General features: G+C 61.4%; 22 protein-coding genes. 21 read left to right on the forward strand and 1 reads right to left on the reverse strand.

The window, feature by feature from the left end:
• Positions 1-44: 44 nt before the first annotated feature.
• Complete coding sequence (gene icd / locus NPS46_RS06565) at positions 45-1,301, reverse strand: NADP-dependent isocitrate dehydrogenase (RefSeq protein WP_274105620.1); 1,257 nt, start codon at positions 1,299-1,301, stop codon at positions 45-47.
• A 493-nt stretch (positions 1,302-1,794) separates the two neighbouring features.
• On the opposite strand from icd, the gene NPS46_RS06570 reads away from it, so the two are divergent.
• The 21 genes from NPS46_RS06570 (at position 1,795) to nuoM (ending at position 26,382) form a co-directional block, all read left to right on the forward strand.
• Positions 1,795-4,023 carry an NADP-dependent isocitrate dehydrogenase gene (locus NPS46_RS06570; protein ID WP_274105621.1) on the forward strand — a complete coding sequence of 743 codons (2,229 nt, stop codon included), beginning with the start codon at positions 1,795-1,797 and terminating at the stop codon, positions 4,021-4,023.
• Between the two features lie 158 nt (positions 4,024-4,181).
• On the forward strand, positions 4,182-4,628 hold the full coding sequence (locus tag NPS46_RS06575; protein ID WP_274105622.1) for an NUDIX hydrolase: 447 nt from the start codon (positions 4,182-4,184) through the stop codon (positions 4,626-4,628).
• Positions 4,629-4,688: 60 nt separating this feature from the next.
• Entirely contained in the window at positions 4,689-5,822 is a 1,134-nt protein-coding gene (gene mnmA, locus NPS46_RS06580) for a tRNA 2-thiouridine(34) synthase MnmA (RefSeq protein WP_274105623.1), read from the forward strand.
• Positions 5,819-6,445 carry a high frequency lysogenization protein HflD gene (gene hflD / locus NPS46_RS06585; protein ID WP_274105624.1) on the forward strand — a complete coding sequence of 209 codons (627 nt, stop codon included), beginning with the start codon at positions 5,819-5,821 and terminating at the stop codon, positions 6,443-6,445. Before mnmA ends, hflD begins: the two co-directional genes overlap by 4 nt.
• Before the next feature lie 112 nt (positions 6,446-6,557).
• A complete protein-coding gene (gene purB / locus NPS46_RS06590; protein WP_274105625.1) occupies positions 6,558-7,928 on the forward strand; it encodes an adenylosuccinate lyase in 1,371 nt (456 codons plus the stop codon).
• Between the two features lie 82 nt (positions 7,929-8,010).
• Positions 8,011-9,177, forward strand: a complete 1,167-nt coding sequence (locus NPS46_RS06595) for a cupin domain-containing protein (RefSeq protein ID WP_274105626.1) — start codon at positions 8,011-8,013, stop codon at positions 9,175-9,177.
• Positions 9,170-9,595 carry a GNAT family N-acetyltransferase gene (locus tag NPS46_RS06600; protein WP_274105627.1) on the forward strand — a complete coding sequence of 142 codons (426 nt, stop codon included), beginning with the start codon at positions 9,170-9,172 and terminating at the stop codon, positions 9,593-9,595. The genes NPS46_RS06595 and NPS46_RS06600 overlap by 8 nt, the downstream gene beginning before the upstream one ends.
• Before the next feature lie 153 nt (positions 9,596-9,748).
• Positions 9,749-10,537 (forward strand): secretin N-terminal domain-containing protein, encoded by a 789-nt coding sequence (locus NPS46_RS06605; protein ID WP_274105628.1) that lies wholly within the window; start codon positions 9,749-9,751, stop codon positions 10,535-10,537.
• Positions 10,538-11,038: 501 nt separating this feature from the next.
• Entirely contained in the window at positions 11,039-12,364 is a 1,326-nt protein-coding gene (aceA, locus tag NPS46_RS06610; protein WP_274105629.1) for an isocitrate lyase, read from the forward strand.
• A 562-nt stretch (positions 12,365-12,926) separates the two neighbouring features.
• A complete protein-coding gene (locus NPS46_RS06615; protein ID WP_274105630.1) occupies positions 12,927-13,340 on the forward strand; it encodes an NADH-quinone oxidoreductase subunit A in 414 nt (137 codons plus the stop codon).
• A 10-nt stretch (positions 13,341-13,350) separates the two neighbouring features.
• The gene (locus tag NPS46_RS06620; RefSeq protein WP_274105631.1) at positions 13,351-14,025 is read left to right on the forward strand and encodes a NuoB/complex I 20 kDa subunit family protein; all 675 of its coding nucleotides are present in this window, start codon (positions 13,351-13,353) and stop codon (positions 14,023-14,025) included.
• 72 nt (positions 14,026-14,097) lie between these two features.
• Positions 14,098-15,879 carry an NADH-quinone oxidoreductase subunit C/D gene (nuoC, locus tag NPS46_RS06625; protein WP_274105632.1) on the forward strand — a complete coding sequence of 594 codons (1,782 nt, stop codon included), beginning with the start codon at positions 14,098-14,100 and terminating at the stop codon, positions 15,877-15,879.
• A gap of 2 nt (positions 15,880-15,881) precedes the next feature.
• Positions 15,882-16,379 carry an NADH-quinone oxidoreductase subunit NuoE gene (nuoE, locus tag NPS46_RS06630; protein ID WP_274105633.1) on the forward strand — a complete coding sequence of 166 codons (498 nt, stop codon included), beginning with the start codon at positions 15,882-15,884 and terminating at the stop codon, positions 16,377-16,379.
• Positions 16,376-17,731 carry an NADH-quinone oxidoreductase subunit NuoF gene (gene nuoF / locus NPS46_RS06635; protein WP_274105634.1) on the forward strand — a complete coding sequence of 452 codons (1,356 nt, stop codon included), beginning with the start codon at positions 16,376-16,378 and terminating at the stop codon, positions 17,729-17,731. The genes nuoE and nuoF overlap by 4 nt, the downstream gene beginning before the upstream one ends.
• A 127-nt stretch (positions 17,732-17,858) precedes the next feature.
• The gene (gene nuoG, locus NPS46_RS06640; RefSeq protein ID WP_274105635.1) at positions 17,859-20,573 is read left to right on the forward strand and encodes an NADH-quinone oxidoreductase subunit NuoG; all 2,715 of its coding nucleotides are present in this window, start codon (positions 17,859-17,861) and stop codon (positions 20,571-20,573) included.
• Complete coding sequence (gene nuoH / locus NPS46_RS06645; RefSeq protein WP_274105636.1) at positions 20,570-21,577, forward strand: NADH-quinone oxidoreductase subunit NuoH; 1,008 nt, start codon at positions 20,570-20,572, stop codon at positions 21,575-21,577. Before nuoG ends, nuoH begins: the two co-directional genes overlap by 4 nt.
• 11 nt (positions 21,578-21,588) lie before the next feature.
• The gene (gene nuoI, locus NPS46_RS06650; RefSeq protein WP_003174725.1) at positions 21,589-22,137 is read left to right on the forward strand and encodes an NADH-quinone oxidoreductase subunit NuoI; all 549 of its coding nucleotides are present in this window, start codon (positions 21,589-21,591) and stop codon (positions 22,135-22,137) included.
• Positions 22,138-22,146: 9 nt separating this feature from the next.
• Positions 22,147-22,647, forward strand: a complete 501-nt coding sequence (gene nuoJ / locus NPS46_RS06655; RefSeq protein WP_274105637.1) for an NADH-quinone oxidoreductase subunit J — start codon at positions 22,147-22,149, stop codon at positions 22,645-22,647.
• A gap of 4 nt (positions 22,648-22,651) precedes the next feature.
• Complete coding sequence (gene nuoK / locus NPS46_RS06660) at positions 22,652-22,960, forward strand: NADH-quinone oxidoreductase subunit NuoK (protein WP_274105638.1); 309 nt, start codon at positions 22,652-22,654, stop codon at positions 22,958-22,960.
• Positions 22,957-24,810: an NADH-quinone oxidoreductase subunit L gene (nuoL, locus tag NPS46_RS06665; RefSeq protein WP_274105639.1), complete on the forward strand. Its 1,854-nt coding sequence runs from the start codon at positions 22,957-22,959 to the stop codon at positions 24,808-24,810. Before nuoK ends, nuoL begins: the two co-directional genes overlap by 4 nt.
• A 39-nt stretch (positions 24,811-24,849) precedes the next feature.
• Positions 24,850-26,382, forward strand: coding sequence for an NADH-quinone oxidoreductase subunit M (gene nuoM, locus NPS46_RS06670; protein ID WP_274105640.1), 1,533 nt, complete (start codon positions 24,850-24,852; stop codon positions 26,380-26,382).

Here is a 26,382-nt window from a genome sequence, read left to right on the forward strand (position 1 = left end):
CCTCAATCGCTTGAGCCGGGCGGTTTGCTTTAGCGCGACTCAGCTTACATATGGGAGATCAGCGCATCGCCGAACGCCGACGAAGACAGCAGTGTCGCGCCATCCATCAAGCGTTCGAAGTCATAGGTCACGGTCTTGGCCGAGATAGCGCCGTTGGTGCCTTTGATAATCAGGTCGGCCGCTTCGGTCCAACCCATGTGACGCAGCATCATCTCGGCAGACAGGATCAGCGAACCCGGGTTGACCTGGTCCTTGCCGGCGTATTTCGGCGCAGTACCATGGGTCGCTTCGAACATCGCCACAGTGTCGGACAGGTTCGCACCCGGTGCGATACCGATACCGCCCACTTCGGCCGCCAGGGCGTCGGACAGGTAGTCGCCGTTGAGGTTCAGGGTCGCGATGACATCGTATTCTGCCGGACGCAGCAGGATCTGCTGGAGCATCGCATCGGCGATGGCGTCCTTGACGATGACATTCTTGCCGGTTTTCGGGTTCTTGAACTGCATCCAAGGACCGCCATCGAGCAAGGTCGCACCGAACTCATCGGCAGCGATCTCGTAGGCCCACTCTTTGAAGGCACCTTCGGTGAACTTCATGATGTTGCCTTTGTGCACGATGGTCAGCGAGTCGCGATCGTTATCGACGACATACTGCAGCGCCTTGCGCGCCAGGCGCTTGGTGCCTTCCTTGGAGACCGGCTTGACGCCAATACCGCAATCCTGATCGAAACGGATCTTGGTGACGCCCATTTCTTCTTTCAGGAACTTGATGACCTTGGTCGCTTCCGGCGAACCGGCTTTCCACTCGATACCGGCATAGATGTCTTCGGAGTTCTCACGGAAGATGGTCATGTCGACATCGCCTGGCTTCTTGACCGGGCTTGGCACGCCTTCAAACCAGCGCACGGGGCGCAGGCACACATACAGGTCCAGTTGCTGGCGCAAGGCAACGTTCAGCGAACGAATACCGCCACCGACCGGCGTGGTCAGCGGGCCCTTGATGGAAACGACGTAATCTTTGACAGCGTCCAGCGTTTCCTGGGGCAGCCAAGTGTCCTGATCATAAACCTGGGTAGCCTTCTCGCCGGCGTAAACCTCCATCCAGGAGATTTTGCGCTCGCCGCCGTAGGCCTTCTTCACAGCAGCATCGACAACCTTGATCATGACGGGACTGATATCGACACCGATACCATCACCCTCGATGAAAGGAATGATCGGGTTGTTAGGAACATTGAGAGAATGGTCTGCGTTGACGGTGATTTTGTCGCCGACTGCTGGAACCTGAATCTTCTGGTATCCCATGCTGAACTCCGTTGTGTGGATTGAACTTCGTGCCTGCCTTCGAGCGTAACCCAGTTGAATCTGGACGGAAACCACATGTTCCACTCATCTGCGTCCGGTCAGCATTCTTCAATGCCCACAAGCTCGAAGGCAACGGGGAAACAGACAAAATCCAGCCTGGAGGTGCCATGGTACAGCGCCTCTGGCGCCGAGACCTTATAGACCAATGGATGACCACTGAAGTAGCGCAACCCTCGGCGTAATACCAAAGACCTATGTATAATGCTCCGGTGACCAAAGAGTCACGCGGACCGACCCGTCTGCAACAGGCCTTCAGGCCTTGAGAAGGCAGGGCCGCTATCGTAGCCCGGCCGCTTGACGCTCTACTGATGCACCCAACATCACCGCCAAGAAACCTCGACTTTCAGCTCAAGGATGACGTTGAACGAAAGCGCCTACCCTGCGCATCTCGAGACTCTGAGCACGCTCAGCAAAGAAGAGAGTTAATCCGAATATGCCCACCCGTTCGAAGATCATCTACACCTTCACCGACGAAGCTCCAGCCCTCGCCACCTATTCGCTGCTCCCTATCGTCGAAGCGTTCACCGCTTGCGCCGACATTGCCGTCGAGACCCGGGACATCTCCCTGGCTGGCCGCATTCTCGCCAGCTTCCCTGAACGACTGGGCTCACACGCTGTAGCGGACCACCTCGCCGAACTGGGCGAACTGGCCGTGACCCCTGAAGCCAATATCATCAAGCTGCCGAACATCAGCGCCTCGGTCCCACAGCTCCAGGCCGCGATCCAGGAACTGCAGGCCCACGGCTTCGACCTCCCGGACTACCCGGAAGCGCCGACCACCGACGCCGACAAAGACACCCGCGCACGCTACGACAAGATCAAGGGCAGCGCCGTGAACCCGGTACTGCGCGAAGGCAACTCGGACCGCCGCGCTCCACTGTCGGTCAAGAACTATGCCCGCAAGCACCCGCACAAAATGGGCGCCTGGAGCTCGGACTCCAAGTCCCACGTCGCCCACATGCAGGACGGCGACTTCTACGGCAGCGAAAAAGCCGCACTGATTGAAAGCGCCGACAGCGTCAAAATCGAACTGATCGCTCAAGACGGCACCAGCACCGTCCTGAAGGCAAAGACCGCCGTGCAAGCCGGCGAGATCATCGATTGCGCCGTCATGAGCAAGAAAGCCCTGCGCCAGTTCATCGCCGCCCAGATCGAAGACGCCAAGCAACAAGGCGTACTGCTTTCAGTCCACCTGAAAGCCACCATGATGAAAGTCTCCGACCCGATCATGTTCGGCCAGATCGTCGCCGAGTTCTATAAAGACGCCCTGGACAAGCACGCTGCCGTCCTGGCCGAAATCGGCTTCAACCTGAACAACGGCATCGGCGACCTGTACGCACGCATCAAGGCCCTTCCGGCCGAGCAGCAAGCGCAGATCGAAGCGGATATCCAGGCGGTCTACGCCGTGCGCCCGGCGCTGGCCATGGTCAACTCCGACAAGGGCATCACCAACCTGCACGTGCCGAGCGACGTTATCGTCGACGCCTCGATGCCGGCGATGATCCGCGATTCGGGCAAGATGTGGGGTACCGACGGCCAACTGCACGACACCAAGGCCGTGATCCCGGATCGTTGCTACGCCACCATCTACCAGGCGGTGATCCAGGATTGCAAGCAACATGGCGCCTTCGACCCGACGACCATGGGCAGCGTACCTAACGTCGGCCTGATGGCGAAAAAAGCCGAAGAGTACGGCTCGCACGACAAGACCTTCCAGATCAAAGCCGACGGCGTTGTCCGCGTCACCGACGGCCAAGGCCGCCTGCTGCTGGAACAGAACGTTGAAGCCGGCGATATCTGGCGCATGTGCCAGACCAAGGATGCCCCGGTCCAGGACTGGGTCAAACTGGCCGTCAACCGCGCTCGTGCAAGCAACACCCCGGCGATTTTCTGGCTCGACCCAATGCGCGCCCACGATGGCGTGGTGATCGAGAAGGTCCAGCAATACCTCAAGGGCCACGACACGTCGGGCCTGGACATCCGCATCATGTCGCCTGTCGACGCAATGGCTTTCTCCCTGCAACGTATCCGTGCGGGCCAGGACACCATTTCGGTCACCGGCAACGTACTGCGCGACTACCTGACCGACCTGTTCCCGATCATGGAACTGGGCACCAGCGCCAAAATGCTTTCGGTCGTGCCCCTGATGAACGGTGGCGGCCTGTTCGAAACCGGCGCCGGCGGCTCCGCGCCCAAGCACGTTCAGCAACTGCTCGAAGAAAACTTCCTGCGCTGGGACTCGCTGGGTGAGTTCCTCGCCCTCGCCGCTTCCCTGGAGCACCTGGGCAACACCTACGGCAACCCAAAAGCCCTGGTGCTGGCCAAGACCCTGGACCAGGCCACCGGCCAGTTCCTGGATAACAATAAATCGCCATCGCGCAAAGTCGGCAATATCGACAACCGCGGCAGCCACTTCTACCTCGCGCTGTACTGGGCCCAAGCCCTGGCCGCGCAGAACGAAGATGCTGCCCTGCAGGCGCAGTTCAGCCCACTGGCCAGCACCCTGACCGAGAACGAAGCAACCATCGTCGCCGAGCTCAACGCCGTTCAGGGCAAGGCCGTGGATATCGGCGGCTACTACCAGGCCAATCCCGAGCTGACTCGCCAGGTCATGCGCCCAAGCCAGGTATTCAATGCCGCCATCGCGACACTGGTGGCTTGAGTAACGGCTGACGCCTGATGGCGTGGCAACACCGAAAACCCCGGACTTGCTCCGGGGTTTTTTATGGACCCGCTGTATGAGCCTGCCGCTCGCCGCCGGGTATTGCCTTGTCCGTCCCGACAAGCCCAACCTACGCAGGCATTCGAAGAGGAATCCTTATGGAATGGCAACCCCACATCACCGTCGCCACAATTGTCGAAGACCAGGGCCGATTCCTGTTCGTCGAGGAACTGAAACACGGCCGCGCCGTGCTCAACCAACCCGCCGGCCACCTCGACCCCAACGAGAGCCTGCTCGACGCCGCCGTCCGCGAGACCCTTGAAGAAACCGGCTGGGACATCGAGCTGACCGCGGTTATCGGCATTTATCTGTACACCGCCCCCAGCAATGGCGTGACCTACCAGCGCGTGTGCTTTGCCGGCAAACCAATCAAACACCACCCCGAGCGCGCCCTGGACGACGGCATCATTGCAGCCCGCTGGCTGACCCGCGACGAACTGCTGACGCAGCGCGAACACTGGCGCAGCGAGCTGATCGGGCAATGCCTTGACGATTATTCCAGCGGTCGCCTGCACAGCCTCGAACTGATCCGCCCTTCTCTTTAGCCTTGAAGGCCGCGGCCTGCTAGAATCGCGTCCTTTTTCAAAGACACTCATTGAAACCCTATGCGTGATCCAGCCTCCCCTGCCCCAGAAAACCTGCGCGTCATCGTCGGCATGTCCGGCGGCGTGGACTCTTCCGTATCTGCCCTCCTGCTGATGGAGCAGGGGTACCAGGTCGAAGGCCTGTTCATGAAGAACTGGGAAGAAGACGACGGAACGGAATACTGCACCGCCATGGACGACCTGGCGGACGCCCAGGCCGTGTGCGACAAGATTGGCATTAAGCTGCACACCGCCAACTTCGCCGCCGAGTACTGGGACAATGTGTTCGAACACTTCCTGGCCGAATACAAGGCCGGGCGCACGCCCAACCCGGACATCCTCTGCAACCGCGAAATCAAGTTCAAGGCCTTCCTGGACTACGCGATGATGCTCGGCGCCGATCTGATCGCCACTGGGCACTACGTGCGTCGCCGCGATATCGACGGCCGCACCGAACTGCTCAAGGGCCTGGACCCGAACAAGGACCAGAGCTACTTCCTCCATGCCGTCGGCGGCGAACAGATTGCCAAGACCCTGTTCCCGGTGGGTGAGTTGGAGAAGCCGGCGGTGCGCGCCATCGCCGAGAAACACGATCTCGCGACTGCGAAGAAGAAGGACTCCACCGGCATCTGCTTTATCGGTGAGCGGCGTTTCAGCGACTTCCTCAAGCAGTACCTGCCGGCCCAGCCCGGCGAGATCAAGACCACCGAAGGCGAAGTCATCGGCCGTCACCACGGCCTGATGTACCACACCATTGGCCAGCGCCAGGGCCTGGGCATCGGCGGCCTCAAGGACGCCAGCGACGAGCCGTGGTACGTGCTGATCAAGGACCTGGAACACAACGAACTGATCGTCGGCCAGGGCAACGACCATCCATGGCTGTTCTCCCGCGCCCTGCTCGCTTCGCAGATCTACTGGGTCAACCCGGTCGACCTGAGCAGCCCGCGCCGCCTGACCGCCAAGGTTCGCTATCGCCAGAGCGACCAGCCCTGCACGCTGGAAAAGACTGCTGACGGCTATCGCGCGGTGTTTGACGAGCCGCAGCGCGCCGTAACACCCGGCCAGTCCGTGGTGTTCTACGATGGCGAAATCTGCCTGGGCGGTGGCGTCATCGAAGTGGCTGAGCCGTGGTACAGCAAGGATTCGCGCCCATGAGCCCGACCCAGGAACAACTGACAGCACTGGGCGGCGTATTCCTCGCCGCAGTGCTGGTCGACAAGATCGCCAAGACCGGCCAGGTCAGCGAACCGGATCTGGCCTGCATGCTCGGCAGCCTGCTGATCCGCGACCCCAAGGACACCCTGGAGGTCTACGGCGGCGATGATCTCAATCTGCGCGAAGGTTACCGGGCGCTGATTGGCGCCCTTGAGCGCGATCCGAGCACGCTGCAGCGCGAACCCCTGCGCTACGCGCTGTCGATGCTGGGCCTGGAGCGCCAGTTGGCCAAGCGCGACGACCTGCTTGAGGTGATCGGCAAACGCCTGCCGCAGATCCAGTCCCAGGTCGAGCACTTTGGCCCAGCCCATGAAAACGTGGTCGCCGCCTGTGGCGCGCTGTACCAGGACACCCTGAGCACCCTGCGCCAACGTATCCAGGTGCATGGCGACATGCGCAACCTGCAACAACCGAGCAACGCCTCGAAAATTCGCGCCCTGCTGCTGGCCGGCATACGTTCGGCACGCCTGTGGCGTCAATTGGGCGGCCATCGCTGGCAGCTGGTCTTCAGCCGCCGCAAGCTGCTCAAGGAACTGTACCCGCTGATGCGCAGCGAACACTGATGCTGTAACCGCTGCAAACGCGTAAGACGCTGGTCAGTTGGCAACGGACCAGCGGTTCTTTTCATGTATGATACGCGCCCCATTTCGTTGCCCGACTGTCCGAGAACACCCCATGCAGCTCTCTTCGCTCACTGCGGTTTCCCCTGTTGACGGCCGCTACGCCGGCAAAACCCAGGCCCTGCGCCCTATTTTCAGCGAATACGGCCTGATCCGTTTTCGCGTCATGGTTGAAGTGCGCTGGCTCCAGCGCCTGGCCGCTCATGAAGCGATCACCGAAGTACCGGCATTCTCCGCCGAGGCCAATGCGGTATTGAATACCCTGGCCGAAAACTTCTCTCTGGAACACGCCGAGCGCGTCAAAGAGATCGAGCGCACCACCAACCACGACGTCAAAGCCGTCGAGTACCTGCTCAAGGAGCAGGCCGCCAAGCTGCCCGAGCTGGCGAATGTCAGCGAGTTCATCCACTTTGCCTGCACCAGCGAGGACATCAACAACCTGTCCCACGCCCTGATGCTGCGCGAAGGCCGTGATGGCGTGCTGCTGCCGCTGATGCGCCAGATTGCCGAATCAATCCGCGAACTGGCCCAGCGTTTCGCTGCCGTGCCAATGCTCTCGCGCACCCATGGCCAGCCGGCTTCGCCGACCACTCTGGGCAAGGAACTGGCCAACGTCGTCTACCGTCTCGAACGCCAGATCGCCCAGGTCGCCGCCGTGCCACTGCTGGGCAAGATCAACGGCGCCGTAGGCAACTACAACGCCCACCTGTCGGCCTACTCGCAGATCGACTGGGAAGCCAATGCCCGCGCCTTTATCGAAGACGAGCTGGGCCTGGGCTTCAACCCTTACACCACGCAGATCGAACCCCACGACTACATCGCGGAGCTGTTCGACGCCATTGCGCGCTTCAACACCATCCTGATCGACTTCGATCGCGATATCTGGGGCTACATCTCCCTGGGCTACTTCAAGCAGCGCACCATTGCCGGCGAAATCGGCTCCTCGACCATGCCGCACAAGGTCAACCCGATCGACTTCGAAAACTCCGAAGGCAATCTGGGCATCGCCAACGCACTGTTCCAGCACCTGGCCAGCAAACTGCCGATCTCCCGCTGGCAGCGCGACCTGACCGACTCCACCGTGCTGCGCAACCTCGGTGTCGGCTTCGCCCATAGCGTGATTGCCTATGAAGCCAGCCTCAAGGGCATCAGCAAGCTGGAACTCAATGAGCAGCGCATCGCCGCCGACCTGGACGCCTGCTGGGAAGTCCTGGCCGAGCCGATCCAGACGGTCATGCGTCGCTACAACATCGAGAACCCCTACGAAAAACTCAAAGAGTTGACTCGCGGCAAGGGCATCAGCCCCGAAGCGCTGCAGACTTTTATCGATGGCCTGCAAATGCCGGCCGAAGCCAAGGCTGAGCTGAAGAAGCTCACCCCGGCCAGCTACATCGGTAACGCGGTAGAACAGGCCAAGCGCATCTGATCGACCGCACACCCTAAGACGCCCGGCCGCGCCGGGCGTTTTTATTCCCGTCTGAAAAATGCTTTTTTTCAATAGGTTACACATGAATTCTGACACTCCTCTTCAACTCCTGGGCGGCCTGACTGCGCAAGAATTCCTGCGCGACTACTGGCAGAAGAAACCGCTACTGATCCGTCAAGCCATCCCTGACTTCGAAAGCCCGATCGATGCCGACGAACTGGCCGGCCTGGCCCTGGAAGAAGAAGTCGAATCGCGCCTGATCATCGAACACGGCGAGCGCCCCTGGGAGCTGCGTCGCGGCCCCTTCGCCGAAGACGCCTTCAGCCAGTTGCCGGAGAGCGAATGGACCCTGCTGGTCCAGGCCGTCGATCAGTTCGTCCCGGAAGTGGCCGAACTGCTGGAGAACTTCCGCTTTCTGCCCAGCTGGCGGATCGACGATGTGATGATCAGCTACGCCGCGCCTGGCGGCAGCGTGGGCCCGCACTTCGATAACTACGACGTGTTCCTGTTGCAGGGGCACGGCAAGCGCAACTGGAAAATCGGCCAGATGTGCGACTCCGACAGCCCGCTGATCGAGCATGCCGACCTGCGCATCCTGGCGCAATTCGAAGAGACGGCCGAATGGGTCCTTGAGCCCGGCGACATGCTCTACCTGCCCCCGCGCCTGGCCCACTGCGGCGTCGCCGTGGATGAATGCATGACCTACTCCGTGGGCTTTCGCGCGCCAAGTGCCGCTGAAGTACTGACCCACTTCACCGACTTCCTCTGCCAGTTCCTGCCGAACGAAGAGCGCTACACCGACGCCGATGCCAAGCCGGTCAGCGACCCGCACCAGATCCAGCACGACGCCCTCGATCGCCTCAAGAAGCTGCTCGCCGAGCACATGAGCGACGAACGGCTGCTGCTGACCTGGTTTGGCCAGTTCATGACCGAGCCCCGCTACCCGGAACTCGTGGTCGGCCCCGAGCTCGAAGAAGAAGACCTGCTCGACGGCCTGCAACAGGGTGCCATCCTGATCCGCAACCCAAGTGCACGCCTGGCCTGGTCGGAAGTCGACGACGATCTACTGCTGTTTGCCAGCGGCCAGAGCCGCCTGCTGCCGGGCAAGCTGCGCGAACTGCTGAAAATGATCTGCGCGGCCGACGCCCTGCATATCGACAATCTCGGCCAATGGTTGGCCGACGAAGATGGACGCAACCTGCTCTGCGAGCTGGTCAAGCAAGGAAGCCTGGGGTTTGCCGATGAATAGAATCCACGTAGAAGTCGCCGACTGGCACAAGGACAATGCCGAATTGCGCCGCATCCGCGAGGCGGTGTTTATCGCTGAGCAGTCGGTGCCGCCCGAGCTGGAATGGGACGCCGACGACGATACCGCCGTGCATTTTCTCGCTTTCGAGGGCGATTTCCCGATCGGCACCGCACGCCTGTTGCCGGACGGCCATATCGGCCGGGTTTCGGTCCTCAAGGATTGGCGCGGGCTCAAAGTCGGCGATGCGCTGATGCAGGCCGTTATCGATGAAGCCCAGAAGCGCGGCCTGAAACAGCAGATGCTCAGTGCCCAGGTACACGCCACGCCGTTCTATGAGCGACTGGGCTTTCGGATCGTCAGCGAGGAGTTTCTCGAGGCCGGCATCCCTCACGTCGACATGGTCCGCGACGCCGCCTGAAGCCAGGGTTCGGGCCCATCCCGAAAACACTGGCAATCCTGACGCCCCAACGGCTTACGCCCTTGGGGCGTTTTGCCATCCGGGATTCAACTTGCCCTGCCATGCTGCCGAGAAACTGGCACACTCATAACCTCGAATACGGAGATAACGGACATGTCCCTACGCACCTTCCTGATCGGCCTGCTGGCGGCATGCAGCTTCAGCGCCAGTGCCGCCACCCAGATCCTGCCCCTGCACTACCGCACCAGCAGCGACCTGCTGCCCGTAGCCCAGTCTTTTCTCGGCAAGGACGGCAGCGTCAGCGCCTATGGCAACCAACTGATCGTCAACGCCGAGCCGGCAAAAATCGACGAGCTGCGCACCCTGCTCACACAACTGGACACCGCCCCCAAGCGCCTGCTGATCACCGTCGATACCAGCGAGAACACTACCCAGGACCAACGCGGTTACAGCGTCAATGGCTCGATCAGTGCCGGCAACGGTGGCGTCGATGGTCGCGCGCAGACACGCATCATCAACCGCAGCACCGACAGCCGCGATGGCGGTATCCAGCAGGTCCAGGCCAGCGAAGGCTCGCCGGCACTGATCCAGGTCGGCCAGAGCGTGCCACTGACCAGCACCCAGCTCGACGCCTATGGTCGTCCGATCAACCAGACCCAATACCGCAACGTCACCCAGGGTTTCTACGTCACTGCCAGCGTGACCGGCGATATCGTGCACCTGAGCATCACCACCAACCGCGACCGCATGAGCCAGGAACGCCCGGATGTAGTGAACGTGCAAAGTACCGACACAAAAGTCAGCGGACGCCTTGGCGAGTGGATCACCCTGGCCGGCGTCAATCGCCAGAACCAGGCTGACCAGCAGGGGATCGCCCAGCGCTACTCGACCCAGGGCCGCGATGACATGACCTTGCGGGTCAAAGTCGAGACGCTGGACTAGCAAGCCCAGAACTGACTGATGAGTCGTATTAGACCAAAGATGTAGTGCCATAAAAAAAGCACTACAAAACATTTGACGAGGCAAAAAAGCGGAGGCATGATGGCCCCGCTCCCGCTAATCAGGGGCCCTGGCAAGGGCCTTCGGACCGTCTCTAAGCTACCCAACTGAGCCGATCCGTGTCTGTACAGCCCACAAGGCCGTTTGACGAGGTTGCGACTGGAACGAAGTTGTCCCGAGGGACGGAAGCGTAATTAGGTAGTCCGGCAATACTTCTGCAGTTCGTCAACCAGGCCCACGACGCCCGGCTGCGCCCGACAGATTCGCCCTTACCTGCTCTTCCATTCTCGAGCCCATCGTTCAACCGTCGCCCACCCCGCCAAACCGACTTGACCACCCAGCTTCTGGTCAGCGAGCAACCCAATGTGCAGCCCTTTCAAATCAGGCGCACGGGGCGGAGCAAGGAATTTTCCACCCAAGACCTATGCGACGAGGTTTATCTCCATGGCACTGACACGCGAACAGCAAATTGCAGCCCTTGAAAAAGACTGGGCTGAAAACCCGCGCTGGAAAGGCGTGACTCGCACCTACTCCGCTGCCGACGTCGTTCGTCTGCGTGGTTCGGTTCAACCTGAGCACACTCTGGCCCGCATGGGTGCCGAGAAGCTCTGGAACCTGGTGACCCAGGGCGCCAAGCCGGCTTTCCGCCCAGAGAAAGATTTCGTCAACTGCATGGGCGCCCTGACCGGCGGCCAGGCTGTACAACAAGTCAAGGCTGGCATCCAGGCGATCTACCTGTCCGGCTGGCAAGTAGCTGCGGACAACAACTCCGCCGAATCGATGTACCCTGACCAATCGCTGTACCCAGTCGATTCCGTACCGACCGTGGTCAAGCGCATCAACAACTCGTTCCGTCGTGCCGACCAGATCCAGTGGAAAGCCGGTAAAAACCCGGGCGACGCAGGCTACATCGACTACTTCGCACCGATCGTGGCTGACGCCGAAGCCGGTTTCGGCGGCGTACTGAACGCCTACGAGCTGATGAAGAGCATGATCGAAGCAGGCGCCGCCGGCGTTCACTTCGAAGACCAGCTGGCTTCCGTGAAGAAATGCGGCCACATGGGCGGCAAGGTACTGGTTCCAACCCAGGAAGCCGTACAAAAGCTGACCGCGGCTCGTCTGGCTGCCGACGTTGCCGGTGTACCGACCATCATCCTGGCCCGTACCGACGCCAACGCTGCTGACCTGCTGACTTCCGACTGCGACCCGTACGACCAGCCGTTCGTGACTGGCACCCGTACCCAGGAAGGTTTCTACAAAGTGCGCGCCGGCCTGGACCAAGCCATCGCTCGCGGCCTGGCTTACGCGCCATATGCCGACCTGATCTGGTGCGAAACCGCCAAGCCGGACCTGGACGAGGCTCGTCGCTTCGCCGAAGCGATCAAGAAGGAATACCCGGACCAACTGCTGTCCTACAACTGCTCGCCTTCCTTCAACTGGAAGAAAAACCTGGACGACGCGACCATCGCCAAGTTCCAGCGCGAACTGTCGGCCATGGGTTACAAGCACCAGTTCATCACCCTGGCGGGCATCCACAACATGTGGCACAGCATGTTCAACCTGGCGCACGACTACGCCCGCAACGACATGACCGCCTACGTGAAACTGCAAGAGCAGGAATTCGCTGACGCCGCCAAAGGCTACACCTTCGTGGCGCACCAGCAGGAAGTAGGCACCGGCTACTTCGACGACATGACCACCGTCATCCAGGGTGGCTCGTCCTCGGTTACCGCCCTGACCGGCTCGACCGAAGAAGAACAGTTCCACTGATTGATCGTCAACAGGCCGCGCCAGGACGTGTAAACAACCACTGGAACGCCTGAAAAACTAACGCCCCGACTGGTTCGGGGCGTTTTTTTTAGCCTGGCGATTGCCCGCTCGGCATTCCATGAGGCGCACGGCGCCTGCAAACAGATCGACGATAAGCGCCGAAGCGTTGACCCAACGCACCCCGGGGCGCGGAAAAAACAGTTAAAAGCGGCAGGCAACTAGTTCGCAAGCTACTATATTAAGGCAACTTCCCGATGCGCCTGCGATGGGTGGATTAAAACCAACGCAAACAATACTGATTATCATTTAGACCAAGCTTTATTCATTACAACAACCACAAAAGTTATTTAACAAAAGCCCCGCTAATGCCCGCAGGGCCTGACCCACAGGGCTTTTGGCGAACCCTATGTCCTTATTTCAATAAATAATTTCGCCCTAGAAAATTTACTTGCTCGGTGTTTACCCATAAAATCACCGGGATTGATTGCGCTGCGACATATCGTCACTGCTTTATTACTTTTTCAAGCTCAGAGACCTTTGCTCTCTGTTAAGGATTACCAGCATGCCCGAAGCGACAGGACTCATGGCCCACAACTGGGGCTTTGCCATTTTCCTTCTCGGCGTTGTCGGCCTCTGCGCCTTCATGCTCGGTGTCTCCAGCCTCCTCGGGTCAAAAGCCTGGGGCCGCAGCAAAAACGAACCGTTCGAGTCCGGCATGCTACCTACAGGTGGCGCCCGCTTGCGGCTCTCAGCCAAATTCTATCTGGTCGCGATGCTCTTCGTGATCTTCGATATCGAAGCCCTCTTTCTCTTTGCCTGGTCTGTGTCCGTCCGCGAAAGCGGCTGGACCGGATTTGTCGAAGCTCTCGTTTTCATAGCAATTCTGTTGGCAGGCCTTGTCTACCTTTTCCGAGTGGGGGCGCTTGATTGGGCTCCGCAAGCTCGTCTTAAGCGGCAAGCGAAGCTGAAACAATGAGGCTTTGGCAATGCAATACAATCTCACCAGGATCGACCCCGATGCTCCTAACGAGCAGTATCCGATCGGCGAGCGGGAAACCGTTTCCGATCCGTTAGAAGATCAAGTCCACAAAAACATCTTCATGGGCAAGCTCGAAGACGTGCTGAGCGGTGCAGTCAACTGGGGGCGTAAAAACTCCCTGTGGCCGTACAACTTCGGCCTGTCCTGCTGCTACGTGGAAATGACCACCGCCTTCACGGCGCCCCACGACATCGCCCGCTTCGGCGCCGAAGTCATCCGGGCATCACCGCGCCAGGCCGACTTCATGGTCATTGCCGGTACCTGCTTTATCAAGATGGCTCCGATCATCCAGCGTCTCTATGAGCAAATGCTCGAACCCAAGTGGGTCATCTCCATGGGCTCGTGCGCCAACTCCGGTGGCATGTACGACATCTACTCCGTAGTTCAGGGGGTGGACAAGTTCCTGCCCGTGGACGTCTACGTGCCTGGCTGCCCGCCCCGCCCAGAAGCATTTCTGCAAGGCCTGATGCTGTTGCAGGAATCGATTGGCAAGGAGCGTCGCCCACTTTCCTGGGTCGTCGGCGATCAAGGCGTGTACCGCGCCGAGATGCCGTCGCAAAAGGAACAGCGCCGCGAACAGCGTATTCAGGTGACCAACCTGCGCAGCCCCGACGAAGTCTGATCCAGACCTGCTTCTTATCCAGAAACGAGTAACTGGCTTCATTCTTTACGTTGACCGAAAGCGACCGAGACCATGACTGCAGACACCGCTCTGTACATCCCGCCTTACAAGGCTGACGACCAAGATGTGGTCGTCGAACTGAACAACCGTTTTGGCCCCGAGGCGTTCACCGCCCAGGCCACCCGTACCGGCATGCCTGTACTGTGGGTGACCCGCGCCAAACTGATCGAAGTCCTGACCTTCCTGCGCAACCTGCCCAAGCCGTACGTCATGCTCTATGACCTGCATGGCGTGGACGAGCGCCTGCGCACCAAGCGCCAGGGCCTGCCGGGCGCTGACTTCAGCGTCTTCTACCACTTGCTGTCGATCGAACGTAACAGCGACGTGATGATTAAGGTGGCCCTCAGCGAGAGTGACCTCAGCCTGCCGACCGTGACCGGAATCTGGCCCAACGCCAACTGGTATGAGCGCGAAGTCTGGGACATGTACGGCATCGACTTTGCCGGCCACCCGCACCTGTCGCGCATCATGATGCCGCCGACTTGGGAAGGTCACCCGCTACGCAAGGACTTCCCGGCCCGCGCCACCGAATTCGATCCGTTCACCCTGAACCTGGCCAAGCAACAGCTTGAGGAAGAAGCCGCGCGCTTCCGCCCTGAAGACTGGGGCATGAAGCGTTCCGGCGCCAACGAGGACTACATGTTCCTCAACTTGGGCCCGAACCACCCTTCGGCTCACGGTGCCTTCCGCATCATCCTGCAACTCGATGGCGAAGAAATCGTCGACTGCGTACCGGACATCGGCTACCACCACCGTGGTGCCGAGAAAATGGCCGAACGCCAGTCCTGGCACAGCTTCATCCCGTACACCGACCGGATCGACTACCTCGGCGGCGTGATGAACAACCTGCCGTACGTGCTCTCCGTAGAGAAGCTGGCCGGCATCAAGGTCCCGGACCGGGTCGACACCATCCGCATCATGATGGCCGAGTTCTTCCGGATCACCAGCCACCTGCTGTTCCTGGGTACTTATATCCAGGACGTCGGCGCCATGACCCCGGTGTTCTTCACGTTCACCGACCGTCAGCGCGCCTACAAGGTCATCGAAGCCATTACAGGCTTTCGTCTGCACCCGGCCTGGTATCGCATCGGCGGCGTCGCCCATGACCTGCCTCGCGGCTGGGAAAAACTGGTCAAGGAATTCGTCGACTGGCTGCCAAAGCGCCTCGACGAGTACACCAAGGCCGCCCTGCAGAACAGCATCCTCAAGGGTCGGACCATCGGCGTCGCCGCCTACAACACCAAGGAGGCCCTGGAATGGGGCGTCACGGGTGCAGGCCTACGTTCCACCGGTTGCGATTTCGACCTGCGCAAAGCGCGTCCCTACTCGGGCTACGAGAACTTCGAGTTCGAAGTGCCGCTGGCCGCCAATGGCGATGCCTACGACCGCTGCATGGTCCGCGTCGAGGAGATGCGCCAGAGCATCAAGATCATCGACCAGTGCATGCGCAACATGCCTGCCGGCCCGTACAAGGCGGATCACCCGCTGACCACGCCGCCGCCAAAAGAGCGCACGCTGCAGCATATCGAGACCTTGATCACGCACTTCCTGCAGGTTTCGTGGGGCCCGGTCATGCCGGCCAACGAATCCTTCCAGATGATCGAAGCGACCAAGGGCATCAACAGTTATTACCTGACGAGCGATGGCGGCACCATGAGCTACCGCACCCGGATTCGTACCCCAAGCTTTGCGCACCTGCAGCAGATCCCTTCGGTGATCAAAGGCAGCATGGTCGCGGACTTGATCGCGTACCTGGGTAGTATCGACTTCGTTATGGCCGACGTGGACCGCTAAGCATGAACAGCACGCTTATCCAGACAGACCGTTTCGCCCTCAGCGAAACCGAGCGCTCGGCCATCGAGCACGAGCTGCATCACTACGAGGACCCGCGCGCGGCGTCCATCGAAGCCCTGAAAATTGTCCAGAAGGAACGTGGCTGGGTGCCTGACGGCGCGCTCTACGCCATCGGCGAGATCCTCGGCATCCCCGCCAGCGACGTCGAAGGCGTGGCCACCTTCTATAGCCAGATCTTCCGCCAGCCGGTCGGTCGCCACATCATCCGCGTGTGCGACAGCATGGTCTGCTATATCGGCGGCCATGAGTCGGTGGTCAGTCAGATCCAGAGCACCCTGGGCATCGGCCTCGGCCAGACCACCGCAGACGGGCGTTTCACCCTGCTGCCGGTCTGCTGCCTGGGCAACTGCGACAAGGCGCCGGCGCTGATGATCGACGACGACACCTTCGGTGACGTACAGCCGGCCGGCGTTGCCAAATTGCTGGAGGGCTACGTATGACCCTGACTTCCTTCGGCCCTGCCAACCGCATCGCGCGCTCGGCAGAAACCCACCCACTGACCTGGCGTCTGCGTGACGACGGCGAAGCGGTGTGGCTCGACGAATACCAGGCCAAGGACGGCTATGCCGCCGCGCGCAAGGCATTCGCCGACCTGTCCCAGGACGATATCGTCCAGACCGTCAAGGACGCCGGCCTCAAGGGCCGCGGCGGCGCAGGCTTCCCCACGGGTGTAAAGTGGGGCCTGATGCCCAAAGACGAATCCATGAACATCCGCTACCTGCTGTGCAACGCGGATGAAATGGAGCCCAACACCTGGAAGGACCGCATGCTGATGGAGCAACTGCCCCATCTGCTGATCGAAGGCATGCTGATCAGCGCCCGCGCGCTGAAGACCTACCGCGGCTATATCTTCCTGCGGGGCGAATACACCACCGCCGCCAAGCACCTCAACCGTGCCGTGGAAGAAGCCAAGGCCGCCGGCCTGCTGGGCAAGAACATTCTGGGCAGCGGCTTCAATTTCGAGCTGTTCGTCCACACCGGCGCCGGGCGTTACATTTGCGGTGAAGAAACCGCCCTGATCAACTCCCTCGAAGGCCGCCGCGCCAACCCGCGCTCCAAGCCGCCCTTCCCTGCCGCCGTTGGCGTGTGGGGCAAGCCGACCTGCGTAAACAACGTCGAAACCCTGTGCAACGTGCCAGCGATCATCGGCAATGGCACCGACTGGTACAAATCCCTTGCCCGCGAAGGCAGTGAAGACCACGGCACCAAGTTGATGGGCTTCTCCGGTAAGGTGAAGAACCCGGGCCTGTGGGAACTGCCATTCGGCGTCACCGCCCGCGAGCTGTTCGAAGACTACGCCGGCGGCATGCGCGATGGCTTCAAGCTCAAGTGCTGGCAGCCAGGCGGCGCCGGGACCGGCTTCCTGCTGCCCGAGCACCTGGACGCACAAATGTACGCAGGCGGCATCGCCAAAGTGGGCACCCGGATGGGTACCGGCCTGGCCATGGCGGTCGACGATAGCGTCAACATGGTGTCGCTGCTGCGCAATATGGAAGAGTTCTTCGCCCGTGAATCGTGCGGCTTCTGCACCCCGTGCCGCGACGGCCTGCCATGGAGCGTCAAGCTCCTGCGCGCCCTCGAGAACGGTGAAGGCCAGGCCGGCGATATCGAGACCCTGCTGGGTCTAGTCGGCTTCCTCGGTCCAGGCAAGACCTTCTGTGCTCACGCACCGGGCGCCGTGGAACCATTGGGCAGCGCAATCAAGTATTTCCGTCCGGAGTTCGAGGCCGGCATCGCGCCTAGCAGCGCTGCCGTACCGCCTCTGGCGAAGCCGATCGTCGTCGGCGCGTAACCGTATCGAGCGAGGGCGGTCCGTGCCGCCCTCCCTTCGCCTGAAGCCGCACCCTTGATGCGCCAGGCGAGCACCAGGATTCCATTAGCCACGCCCGCAGACGCGGGCCAACGAAGAACTTTGAACCATGGCCACTATCCACGTAGACGGCAAAGCGCTCGAAGTCGATGGGGCAGACAACCTATTACAGGCATGTCTCTCCCTAGGCCTCGACATCCCGTATTTCTGCTGGCACCCCGCGCTTGGTAGCGTCGGTGCCTGCCGCCAGTGCGCGGTCAAGCAATACACCGACGAAAACGACACCCGTGGTCGTATCGTCATGTCCTGCATGACCCCCGCCACCGACAACACCTGGATCTCCATCGACGATGAAGAATCCAAGGCCTTCCGGGCCAGCGTCGTCGAATGGCTGATGACCAACCACCCCCACGACTGCCCGGTCTGTGAGGAAGGCGGTCACTGCCACCTGCAAGACATGACCGTGATGACCGGCCACAACGAGCGCCGCTATCGCTTCACCAAGCGCACCCACCAGAACCAGGACCTCGGCCCGTTCATTTCCCACGAAATGAACCGCTGCATCGCCTGCTACCGTTGCGTGCGGTTCTACAAGGACTACGCCGGCGGCACCGACCTGGGCGTATACGGTGCCCACGACAACGTGTACTTCGGTCGCGTTGAAGACGGCACCCTGGAAAGCGAGTTCTCCGGCAACCTCACCGAGGTCTGCCCGACCGGCGTGTTCACCGACAAGACCCACTCCGAGCGCTACAACCGCAAGTGGGACATGCAGTTCGCGCCAAGTATCTGCCATGGCTGCTCCAGCGGGTGCAACATCAGCCCGGGCGAGCGCTACGGCGAACTGCGCCGCATCGAGAACCGTTTCAACGGCTCGGTGAACCAGTACTTCCTGTGCGACCGCGGCCGTTTCGGCTACGGCTACGTCAACCGTGAAGACCGTCCCCGCCAGCCGCTGCTCGCCAATGGTACCAAGCTGAGCCTGGACGACGCCCTGGACAAGGCCGCCGACCTGCTGCGCGGCCGTAACATCGTCGGTATCGGTTCGCCACGTGCCAGCCTGGAGAGCAACTACGCCCTGCGCGAGCTGGTCGGTGCCGAGCATTTCTACTCGGGCATCGAAGCCGGCGAGCTGGAGCGCATCCGCCTGGTCGCGCAGATCCTCAAGGACAGCCCGCTGCCGATTCCGAACATGCGCGAGATCGAAGATCACGACGCCGTGTTCGTGTTGGGTGAAGACCTGACCCAGACCGCCGCCCGTATCGCCCTGTCCCTGCGCCAGTCGGTCAAGGGCAAGGCCGAGGAAATGGCCGAAGCCATGCGCGTTCAGCCATGGCTCGACGCTGCGGTGAAAAACATTGGCCAGCACGCGCTGAACCCACTGTTTATCGCCAGCCTGGCTGAAACCAAGCTCGACGACGTAGCCGAAGAGTGCGTCCATGCCGCCCCTGACGACCTGGCCCGTATCGGCTTCGCCGTGGCCCACGCCCTCGACGCCAGCGCCCCGGCCGTTGAAGGCCTGGACAGCGAAGCACTGGCACTGGCGCAACGCATCGCCAATGCCCTGCTGGCCGCCAAGCGCCCGCTGATCATTGCCGGTACTTCCCTGGGTTCCAAGGCGCTGCTCGAAGCCGCTGCCAACATCGCCAAGGCCCTCAAGCTGCGTGACAAGGCCGGCTCCCTGAGCCTGGTCGTACCGGAAGCCAACAGCCTGGGCCTGGCCCTGCTGGGTGGCGAGTCCGCCGATGCCGCGCTGCAAGCGGTGATCGATGGCCAGGCCGACGCCATCGTCGTGCTGGAAAACGACCTGTACACCCGCGTTGACGCAGCCAAGGTCGATGCAGCCTTGACCGCAGCCAAAGTGGTGATCGTCGCCGACCACCAGAAGACCGCCACCGCCGAACGCGCCCACCTGGTACTGCCAGCGGCGAGCTTCGCCGAAGGCGACGGCACCCTGGTCAGCCAGGAAGGCCGCGCCCAGCGCTTCTTCCAGGTCTATGACCCGCAATACCTGAATGCCGAGATCCTCGTGCACGAAGGCTGGCGTTGGCTGCACGCTCTGCGCGCGACCCTGCTGAACAAGCCGGTGGACTGGACCCAACTCGACCACGTGACCGCTGCCTGCGCCGCGAGCACTGCCGAACTGGCCGCCATCGTCGACGCCGCACCGTCCGCCGCATTCCGCATCAAAGGCATGAAACTGGCCCGCGAGCCTCTGCGCTACAGCGGCCGCACGGCCATGCGCGCCAATATCAGCGTGCACGAACCACGCACCCCGCAAGACCCGGACACCGCGTTCGCCTTCTCCATGGAAGGCTACTCGGGCTCCGCCGAACCGCGCCAGCAAGTGCCATTTGCCTGGTCGCCGGGTTGGAACTCGCCACAGGCCTGGAACAAGTTCCAGGACGAAGTCGGGGGTCATCTGCGTGCCGGTGACCCGGGCACCCGTCTGATCGAGCCCCAGGGCGACCGTCTGAGCTGGTTCGCCAGCGTGCCGCGGGCCTTCTCCCCGGCCCAGGGTACCTGGCAGGTCGTGCCGTTCTTCCACCTGTTTGGCAGCGAGGAAAACTCCTCCCGCGCCGCGCCGGTTCAAGAGCGCATTCCTGCGCCCTACATCGCACTGGCCAAGGCTGAAGCCGATCGCCTGGGCGTCAATGAAGGTGCCCTGCTGAGCTTCAACGTCGCTGGCAAGACCCTGCGTCTGCCCCTGCGCATCAATGAAGAACTGGGCGCTGGCCTGGTGGCACTGCCGGCAGGTCTGGCCGGTATTCCACCGGCCATCGTCGGCACATCCGTTGACGGTCTGCAGGAGGCGGCGCAATGACCTGGTTCACACCTGATGTGATCGACGTGATTATCACGGTGATCAAGGCCATCGTCATTCTGTTGGCCGTGGTCGTTGCCGGTGCGCTGTTGAGCTTCGTCGAGCGACGTCTGCTGGGCTGGTGGCAGGACCGCTACGGTCCGAACCGCGTTGGCCCGTTCGGCATGTTCCAGATCGCCGCCGACATGCTGAAGATGTTCTTCAAGGAAGACTGGACCCCACCGTTCGCCGACAAGGTGATTTTCACCCTGGCCCCGGTGGTCGCCATGAGCGCCTTGCTGATCGCTTTCGCGATCATCCCGATCACCCCGACCTGGGGCGTGGCGGACCTGAACATCGGCCTGCTGTTCTTCTTCGCCATGGCCGGTTTGTCGGTCTACGCGGTGCTGTTCGCCGGCTGGTCGAGCAACAACAAGTTTGCCCTGCTGGGCGCCTTGCGGGCCTCGGCCCAGACCGTATCCTACGAAGTGTTCATGGGCCTCGCGCTGATGGGCATCGTGGTGCAGGTCGGCTCGTTCAACATGCGCGACATCGTTGAGTACCAGGCTCAGAACCTGTGGTTCATCATTCCGCAGTTCTTCGGTTTCTGTACCTTCTTCATCGCTGGCGTAGCCGTGACTCACCGTCACCCCTTCGACCAGCCGGAAGCGGAACAGGAACTGGCCGACGGTTACCACATCGAATATGCCGGCATGAAATGGGGCATGTTCTTCGTCGGCGAATACATCGGCATCATCCTGATCTCGGCGCTGCTGGTCACCCTGTTCTTCGGTGGCTGGCACGGTCCGTTCGGCATCCTGCCGCAACTGTCCTTCGTCTGGTTCGCCCTGAAGACCGCGTTCTTCATCATGCTGTTCATCCTGCTGCGCGCCTCTATCCCGCGCCCGCGTTATGACCAGGTGATGGATTTCAGCTGGAAATTCTGCCTGCCACTGACCCTGATCAATTTGCTGGTGACCGCTGCGGTTGTGTTGTTGCACACGCCAGCGGCCGCGGTTCAGTGAGGATTTGACCCATGTTCAAATATATTGGTGACATCGTTAAGGGTACCGGTACCCAGTTGCGCAGCCTGGTGATGGTGTTCGGTCACGGCTTTCGCAAACGCGACACCCTGCAATACCCGGAAGAAGCGGTCTACCTGCCGCCGCGTTATCGCGGTCGTATCGTCCTGACCCGCGACCCCGACGGCGAGGAACGCTGCGTAGCCTGCAACCTGTGCGCCGTGGCCTGCCCGGTGGGTTGCATCTCGCTGCAGAAGGCCGAGACCGAAGACGGTCGCTGGTACCCGGACTTCTTTCGCATCAACTTCTCGCGCTGCATTTTCTGCGGCCTCTGCGAGGAAGCCTGCCCGACCACCGCCATCCAGCTGACACCGGATTTCGAAATGGCCGAGTTCAAGCGTCAGGACCTGGTTTACGAGAAAGAAGATCTGCTGATCTCCGGCCCCGGCAAGAACCCTGACTACAACTTCTATCGCGTCGCTGGTATGGCGGTTGCCGGGAAGCCCAAAGGGGCTGCCCAGAACGAAGCCGAGCCGATCAACGTGAAGAGCTTGCTCCCTTAAGGAAGAAAGATGGAATTCGCTTTCTATTTCGCATCGGGTATTGCAGTGGTGGCCACGCTTCGCGTCGTCACCAACACCAACCCCGTGCACGCCCTGCTCTACCTGATTATCTCGCTGATCGCCGTGGCGATGACCTTCTTCAGCCTCGGCGCACCGTTCGCCGGCGTTCTGGAAGTGATCGCCTACGCCGGCGCCATCATGGTCCTGTTCGTGTTCGTGGTGATGATGCTCAACCTCGGCCCTGCCGCGGTGGTGCAGGAGCGCAGTTGGCTTACGCCCGGGATCTGGGGTGGACCGACGGTACTCGCCGCCCTGCTGCTGGCCGAACTGCTCTACGTGCTGTTCGCCCACCCAAGTGGCGTGAGCATCGGCCATACCACCATTGACGCCAAGGCCGTGGGCATCAGCCTGTTCGGGCCTTATCTGCTGGTGGTCGAGCTGGCTTCGATGCTGCTGCTGGCTGCAGCCATCACGGCCTTCCACCTGGGCCGCAACGAGGCGAAGGAGTAAGACTATGCCTGCTATCCCTCTAGAACACGGCCTGGCAGTTGCCGGCGTATTGTTCTGCCTCGGCCTGGTCGGCCTGATGGTGCGCCGCAACATCCTGTTCGTGCTGATGAGCCTGGAGGTCATGATGAATGCCTCCGCCCTGGCATTCATCGTGGCCGGCAGCCGCTGGGCGCAACCGGATGGACAAGTCATGTTCATCCTGGTGATCAGCCTGGCAGCCGCCGAGGCCAGTATTGGCCTGGCGATCCTGTTGCAGCTGTATCGCCGCTTCCACACGCTCGATATCGACGCTGCCAGTGAGATGCGCGGATGAACCTTCTCTTTCTGACTTTCGTATTCCCCCTGATCGGTTTCCTGCTGCTGTCGTTCTCCCGTGGACGCTTCTCGGAAAACCTCTCGGCACTGATCGGTGTCGGCTCCATCGGCCTGTCCGCCATCGTCACCGCCTGGGTGATCTGGCAGTTCAACGTCGCGCCGCCCGAAGGCGGCCACTACACCCAGGTGTTGTGGCAGTGGATGTCGGTGGACGGCTTCGCGCCGAACTTCGCCCTCTATCTGGACGGCCTGTCGGTCACCATGCTCGGCGTGGTCGTCGGCGTCGGCTTCCTGATCCACCTGTTCGCTTCGTGGTACATGCGCGGTGAAGACGGTTACTCGCGCTTCTTCGCCTACACCAACCTGTTTATCGCCAGCATGCTGTTCCTGATCCTGGGCGATAACCTGTTGTTCCTGTACTTCGGCTGGGAAGGCGTGGGCCTGTGCAGCTACCTGTTGATCGGTTTCTACTACAGCAACCGCAACAACGGCAACGCTGCCCTCAAGGCCTTTATCGTCACCCGTATCGGCGACGTGTTCATGGCCATCGGCCTGTTTATCCTGTTTCAGCAACTGGGCACGCTCAATGTCCAGGAACTGCTGGTACTGGCCCCGCAGAAGTTCCAGGCCGGTGATTTCTGGATCACCCTGGCAACCCTGATGCTGCTGGGTGGTGCGGTCGGCAAATCGGCACAACTGCCGCTGCAGACCTGGCTTGCGGACGCGATGGCCGGCCCGACGCCGGTTTCGGCCCTGATCCACGCCGCAACCATGGTCACCGCCGGTGTCTACCTGATCGCCCGGACCCACGGCCTGTTTACCCTGGCACCGGACATCCTGCACCTGGTCGGCGTGGTCGGCGGCGTGACCCTGGTCCTGGCCGGTTTCGCGGCCCTAGTCCAGACCGATATCAAGCGTATCCTCGCCTACTCGACCATGAGCCAGATCGGCTACATGTTCCTGGCCCTGGGCGTCGGTGCCTGGGACGGCGCGATCTTCCACCTGATGACCCACGCCTTCTTCAAGGCCCTGCTGTTCCTCGCTTCCGGTGCGGTGATCGTGGCCTGCCATCACGAGCAGAACATCTTCAAGATGGGCGGTCTGTGGAAGAAACTGCCACTGGCCTACGCCAGCTTCATCGTCGGCGGCGCGGCGCTCTCGGCCCTGCCACTGGTGACCGCCGGCTTCTACTCCAAGGACGAGATCCTCTGGGAGGCCTTTGCCAGCGGCAACCACGGCCTGCTGTACGCCGGCCTGGTCGGTGCATTCATGACCTCGCTGTACACCTTCCGCCTGATCTTCATCGCATTCCACGGTGAAGCCAAGACCGAAGCCCACGCGGGCCATGGCATTGCCCACTGGCTGCCGCTGTCGGTGCTGATTGTGCTGTCGACCTTTGTCGGCGCCATGATCGTTCCGCCCCTGCACGGTGTGCTGCCGCAGAGCGTCGGCCATGCCGGCGGCGACGCCAAGCACAGCCTGGAAATCGCCTCGGGCGCCATCGCCCTGGCCGGTATCCTGCTGGCGGCCCTGCTGTTCCTGGGCAAGCGCCGCTTCGTCAGCGCCATCGCCAACAGTGGTATCGGTCGCGTGCTGTCGGCCTGGTGGTTCGCCGCCTGGGGCTTCGACTGGATCTACGACAAGCTGTTCGTCAAGCCGTACCTGATGATCAGCCACATGCTGCGCAAAGACCCGCTTGACCAGACCATTGGCCTGATCCCGCGCATGGCCAAGGGTGGACACGATGCCCTGAGCCGTACCGAGACCGGTCAACTGCGTTGGTATGCCGCGTCGATTGCAGCCGGTGCGGTGCTGGTGCTTGGCGCCGTCGTACTGGTAGCGGTCTGATATGAACCTTGCGAAATTGCGAAAGGAATTGAGCCCGTCATGATTCTGCCTTGGCTAATCCTGATCCCCTTTATCGGCGGCCTGCTGTGCTGGCTGGGTGAGCGCTTCGGCTCCACCCTGCCACGCTGGATTGCGTTGCTGACCATGTCCCTGGAACTCGCGCTCGGCCTCTGGCTGTGGGCCCACGGCAACTACACACTGGCCCCGGCGCCTGGCGCCGATCCGGCCTGGGCGCTGGAGTTCAAGCACATCTGGATCGAACGCTTCGGCATCAGCGTCCACCTGGCGCTCGATGGCCTGTCGCTGCTGATGATCCTGCTGACCGGCCTGCTCGGCGTGTTGTCGGTGCTGTGCTCGTGGAAAGAGATCCAGCGTCACGTGGGTTTCTTCCACCTGAACCTGATGTGGATCCTGGGCGGTGTCGTCGGCGTGTTCCTCGCCATCGACCTGTTCATGTTCTTCTTCTTCTGGGAAATGATGCTGGTGCCGATGTATTTCCTCATCGCGCTCTGGGGTCACAGCTCCTCGGACGGTAAGAAGACCCGGATCTACGCAGCCACCAAGTTCTTCATCTTCACCCAGGCCAGCGGCCTGATCATGTTGGTGGCGATCCTTGGCCTGGTACTGGTCAACTACAACGACACTGGCGTGCTGACGTTCAACTACGCCGATCTGCTCAAGACCAAGATGTCGTTGACCACCGAGTACATCCTGATGCTCGGTTTCTTCATCGCCTTCGCGGTCAAGCTGCCGGTGGTGCCATTCCACTCCTGGCTGCCGGACGCCCACGCCCAGGCACCGACCGCCGGTTCCGTGGACTTGGCCGGTATCCTGCTGAAAACCGCCGCCTACGGCCTGCTGCGCTTCGCCCTGCCGCTGTTCCCGAATGCTTCGGCCGAGTTTGCGCCGATCGCCATGACCCTCGGTCTGATCGGGATCTTCTACGGCGCGTTCCTGGCGTTCGCCCAGACCGATATCAAGCGTCTGATCGCCTTCTCCAGCGTCTCGCACATGGGCTTCGTCCTGATCGGTCTCTATTCCGGCAGCCAGCAAGCCCTGCAGGGCGCCGTGATCCAGATGCTCGCCCACGGTGTCTCGGCCGCCGCGCTGTTTATCCTGAGCGGCCAGTTGTATGAGCGCCTGCACACCCGTGACATGCGTGAAATGGGCGGCCTGTGGTCGCGCATCGCCTACCTGCCGGCCATCAGCCTGTTCTTCGCCGCCGCCTCCCTGGGGCTGCCGGGCACGGGCAACTTTGTCGGCGAGTTCCTGATCCTGATCGGCACCTTTGTCAGTGCCCCGTGGATCACGGCGATCGCAACCAGCGGCCTGGTGTTCGGTTCGGTCTACTCGCTGATCATGATTCACCGTGCCTACTTCGGCCCGTCCAAGTCGGACGCGGTGCTGCACGGTATGGATGCCCGCGAACTGATCATGGTGCTGGGACTGGCGGTATTGCTGATCTACATCGGCGTCTACCCGCAACCGTTCCTCGATACCTCTGCCGCGACGATGCATGGCGTGCAGCAGTGGATCGGTACCGCCTTCACTCAACTCGCTTCGGCCCGGTAA

The sequence above is a fragment of the Pseudomonas putida genome (assembly GCF_028682395.1).
Taxonomy (GTDB): Bacteria; Pseudomonadota; Gammaproteobacteria; order Pseudomonadales; family Pseudomonadaceae; genus Aquipseudomonas; species Aquipseudomonas putida_AB.

What these genes read in the sequence shown, in the direction of transcription:
- nuoM (WP_274105640.1), top strand. Translation starts at nt 24,850, where the DNA reads ATGATTCTGCCTTGGCTAATCCTGATCCCCTTTATCGGCGGCCTGCTG.
- nuoF (WP_274105634.1), top strand. Translation starts at nt 16,376, where the DNA reads ATGACCCTGACTTCCTTCGGCCCTGCCAACCGCATCGCGCGCTCGGCA.
- NPS46_RS06595 (WP_274105626.1), top strand. Translation starts at nt 8,011, where the DNA reads ATGAATTCTGACACTCCTCTTCAACTCCTGGGCGGCCTGACTGCGCAA.
- NPS46_RS06605 (WP_274105628.1), top strand. Translation starts at nt 9,749, where the DNA reads ATGTCCCTACGCACCTTCCTGATCGGCCTGCTGGCGGCATGCAGCTTC.
- nuoH (WP_274105636.1), top strand. Translation starts at nt 20,570, where the DNA reads ATGACCTGGTTCACACCTGATGTGATCGACGTGATTATCACGGTGATC.
- purB (WP_274105625.1), top strand. Translation starts at nt 6,558, where the DNA reads ATGCAGCTCTCTTCGCTCACTGCGGTTTCCCCTGTTGACGGCCGCTAC.
- mnmA (WP_274105623.1), top strand. Translation starts at nt 4,689, where the DNA reads ATGCGTGATCCAGCCTCCCCTGCCCCAGAAAACCTGCGCGTCATCGTC.
- NPS46_RS06600 (WP_274105627.1), top strand. Translation starts at nt 9,170, where the DNA reads ATGAATAGAATCCACGTAGAAGTCGCCGACTGGCACAAGGACAATGCC.
- nuoC (WP_274105632.1), top strand. Translation starts at nt 14,098, where the DNA reads ATGACTGCAGACACCGCTCTGTACATCCCGCCTTACAAGGCTGACGAC.
- icd (WP_274105620.1), bottom strand. Translation starts at nt 1,301, where the DNA reads ATGGGATACCAGAAGATTCAGGTTCCAGCAGTCGGCGACAAAATCACC.
- nuoK (WP_274105638.1), top strand. Translation starts at nt 22,652, where the DNA reads ATGCCTGCTATCCCTCTAGAACACGGCCTGGCAGTTGCCGGCGTATTG.
- NPS46_RS06570 (WP_274105621.1), top strand. Translation starts at nt 1,795, where the DNA reads ATGCCCACCCGTTCGAAGATCATCTACACCTTCACCGACGAAGCTCCA.
- NPS46_RS06575 (WP_274105622.1), top strand. Translation starts at nt 4,182, where the DNA reads ATGGAATGGCAACCCCACATCACCGTCGCCACAATTGTCGAAGACCAG.
- nuoI (WP_003174725.1), top strand. Translation starts at nt 21,589, where the DNA reads ATGTTCAAATATATTGGTGACATCGTTAAGGGTACCGGTACCCAGTTG.
- nuoL (WP_274105639.1), top strand. Translation starts at nt 22,957, where the DNA reads ATGAACCTTCTCTTTCTGACTTTCGTATTCCCCCTGATCGGTTTCCTG.
- nuoE (WP_274105633.1), top strand. Translation starts at nt 15,882, where the DNA reads ATGAACAGCACGCTTATCCAGACAGACCGTTTCGCCCTCAGCGAAACC.
- nuoJ (WP_274105637.1), top strand. Translation starts at nt 22,147, where the DNA reads ATGGAATTCGCTTTCTATTTCGCATCGGGTATTGCAGTGGTGGCCACG.
- aceA (WP_274105629.1), top strand. Translation starts at nt 11,039, where the DNA reads ATGGCACTGACACGCGAACAGCAAATTGCAGCCCTTGAAAAAGACTGG.
- NPS46_RS06615 (WP_274105630.1), top strand. Translation starts at nt 12,927, where the DNA reads ATGCCCGAAGCGACAGGACTCATGGCCCACAACTGGGGCTTTGCCATT.
- NPS46_RS06620 (WP_274105631.1), top strand. Translation starts at nt 13,351, where the DNA reads ATGCAATACAATCTCACCAGGATCGACCCCGATGCTCCTAACGAGCAG.
- hflD (WP_274105624.1), top strand. Translation starts at nt 5,819, where the DNA reads ATGAGCCCGACCCAGGAACAACTGACAGCACTGGGCGGCGTATTCCTC.
- nuoG (WP_274105635.1), top strand. Translation starts at nt 17,859, where the DNA reads ATGGCCACTATCCACGTAGACGGCAAAGCGCTCGAAGTCGATGGGGCA.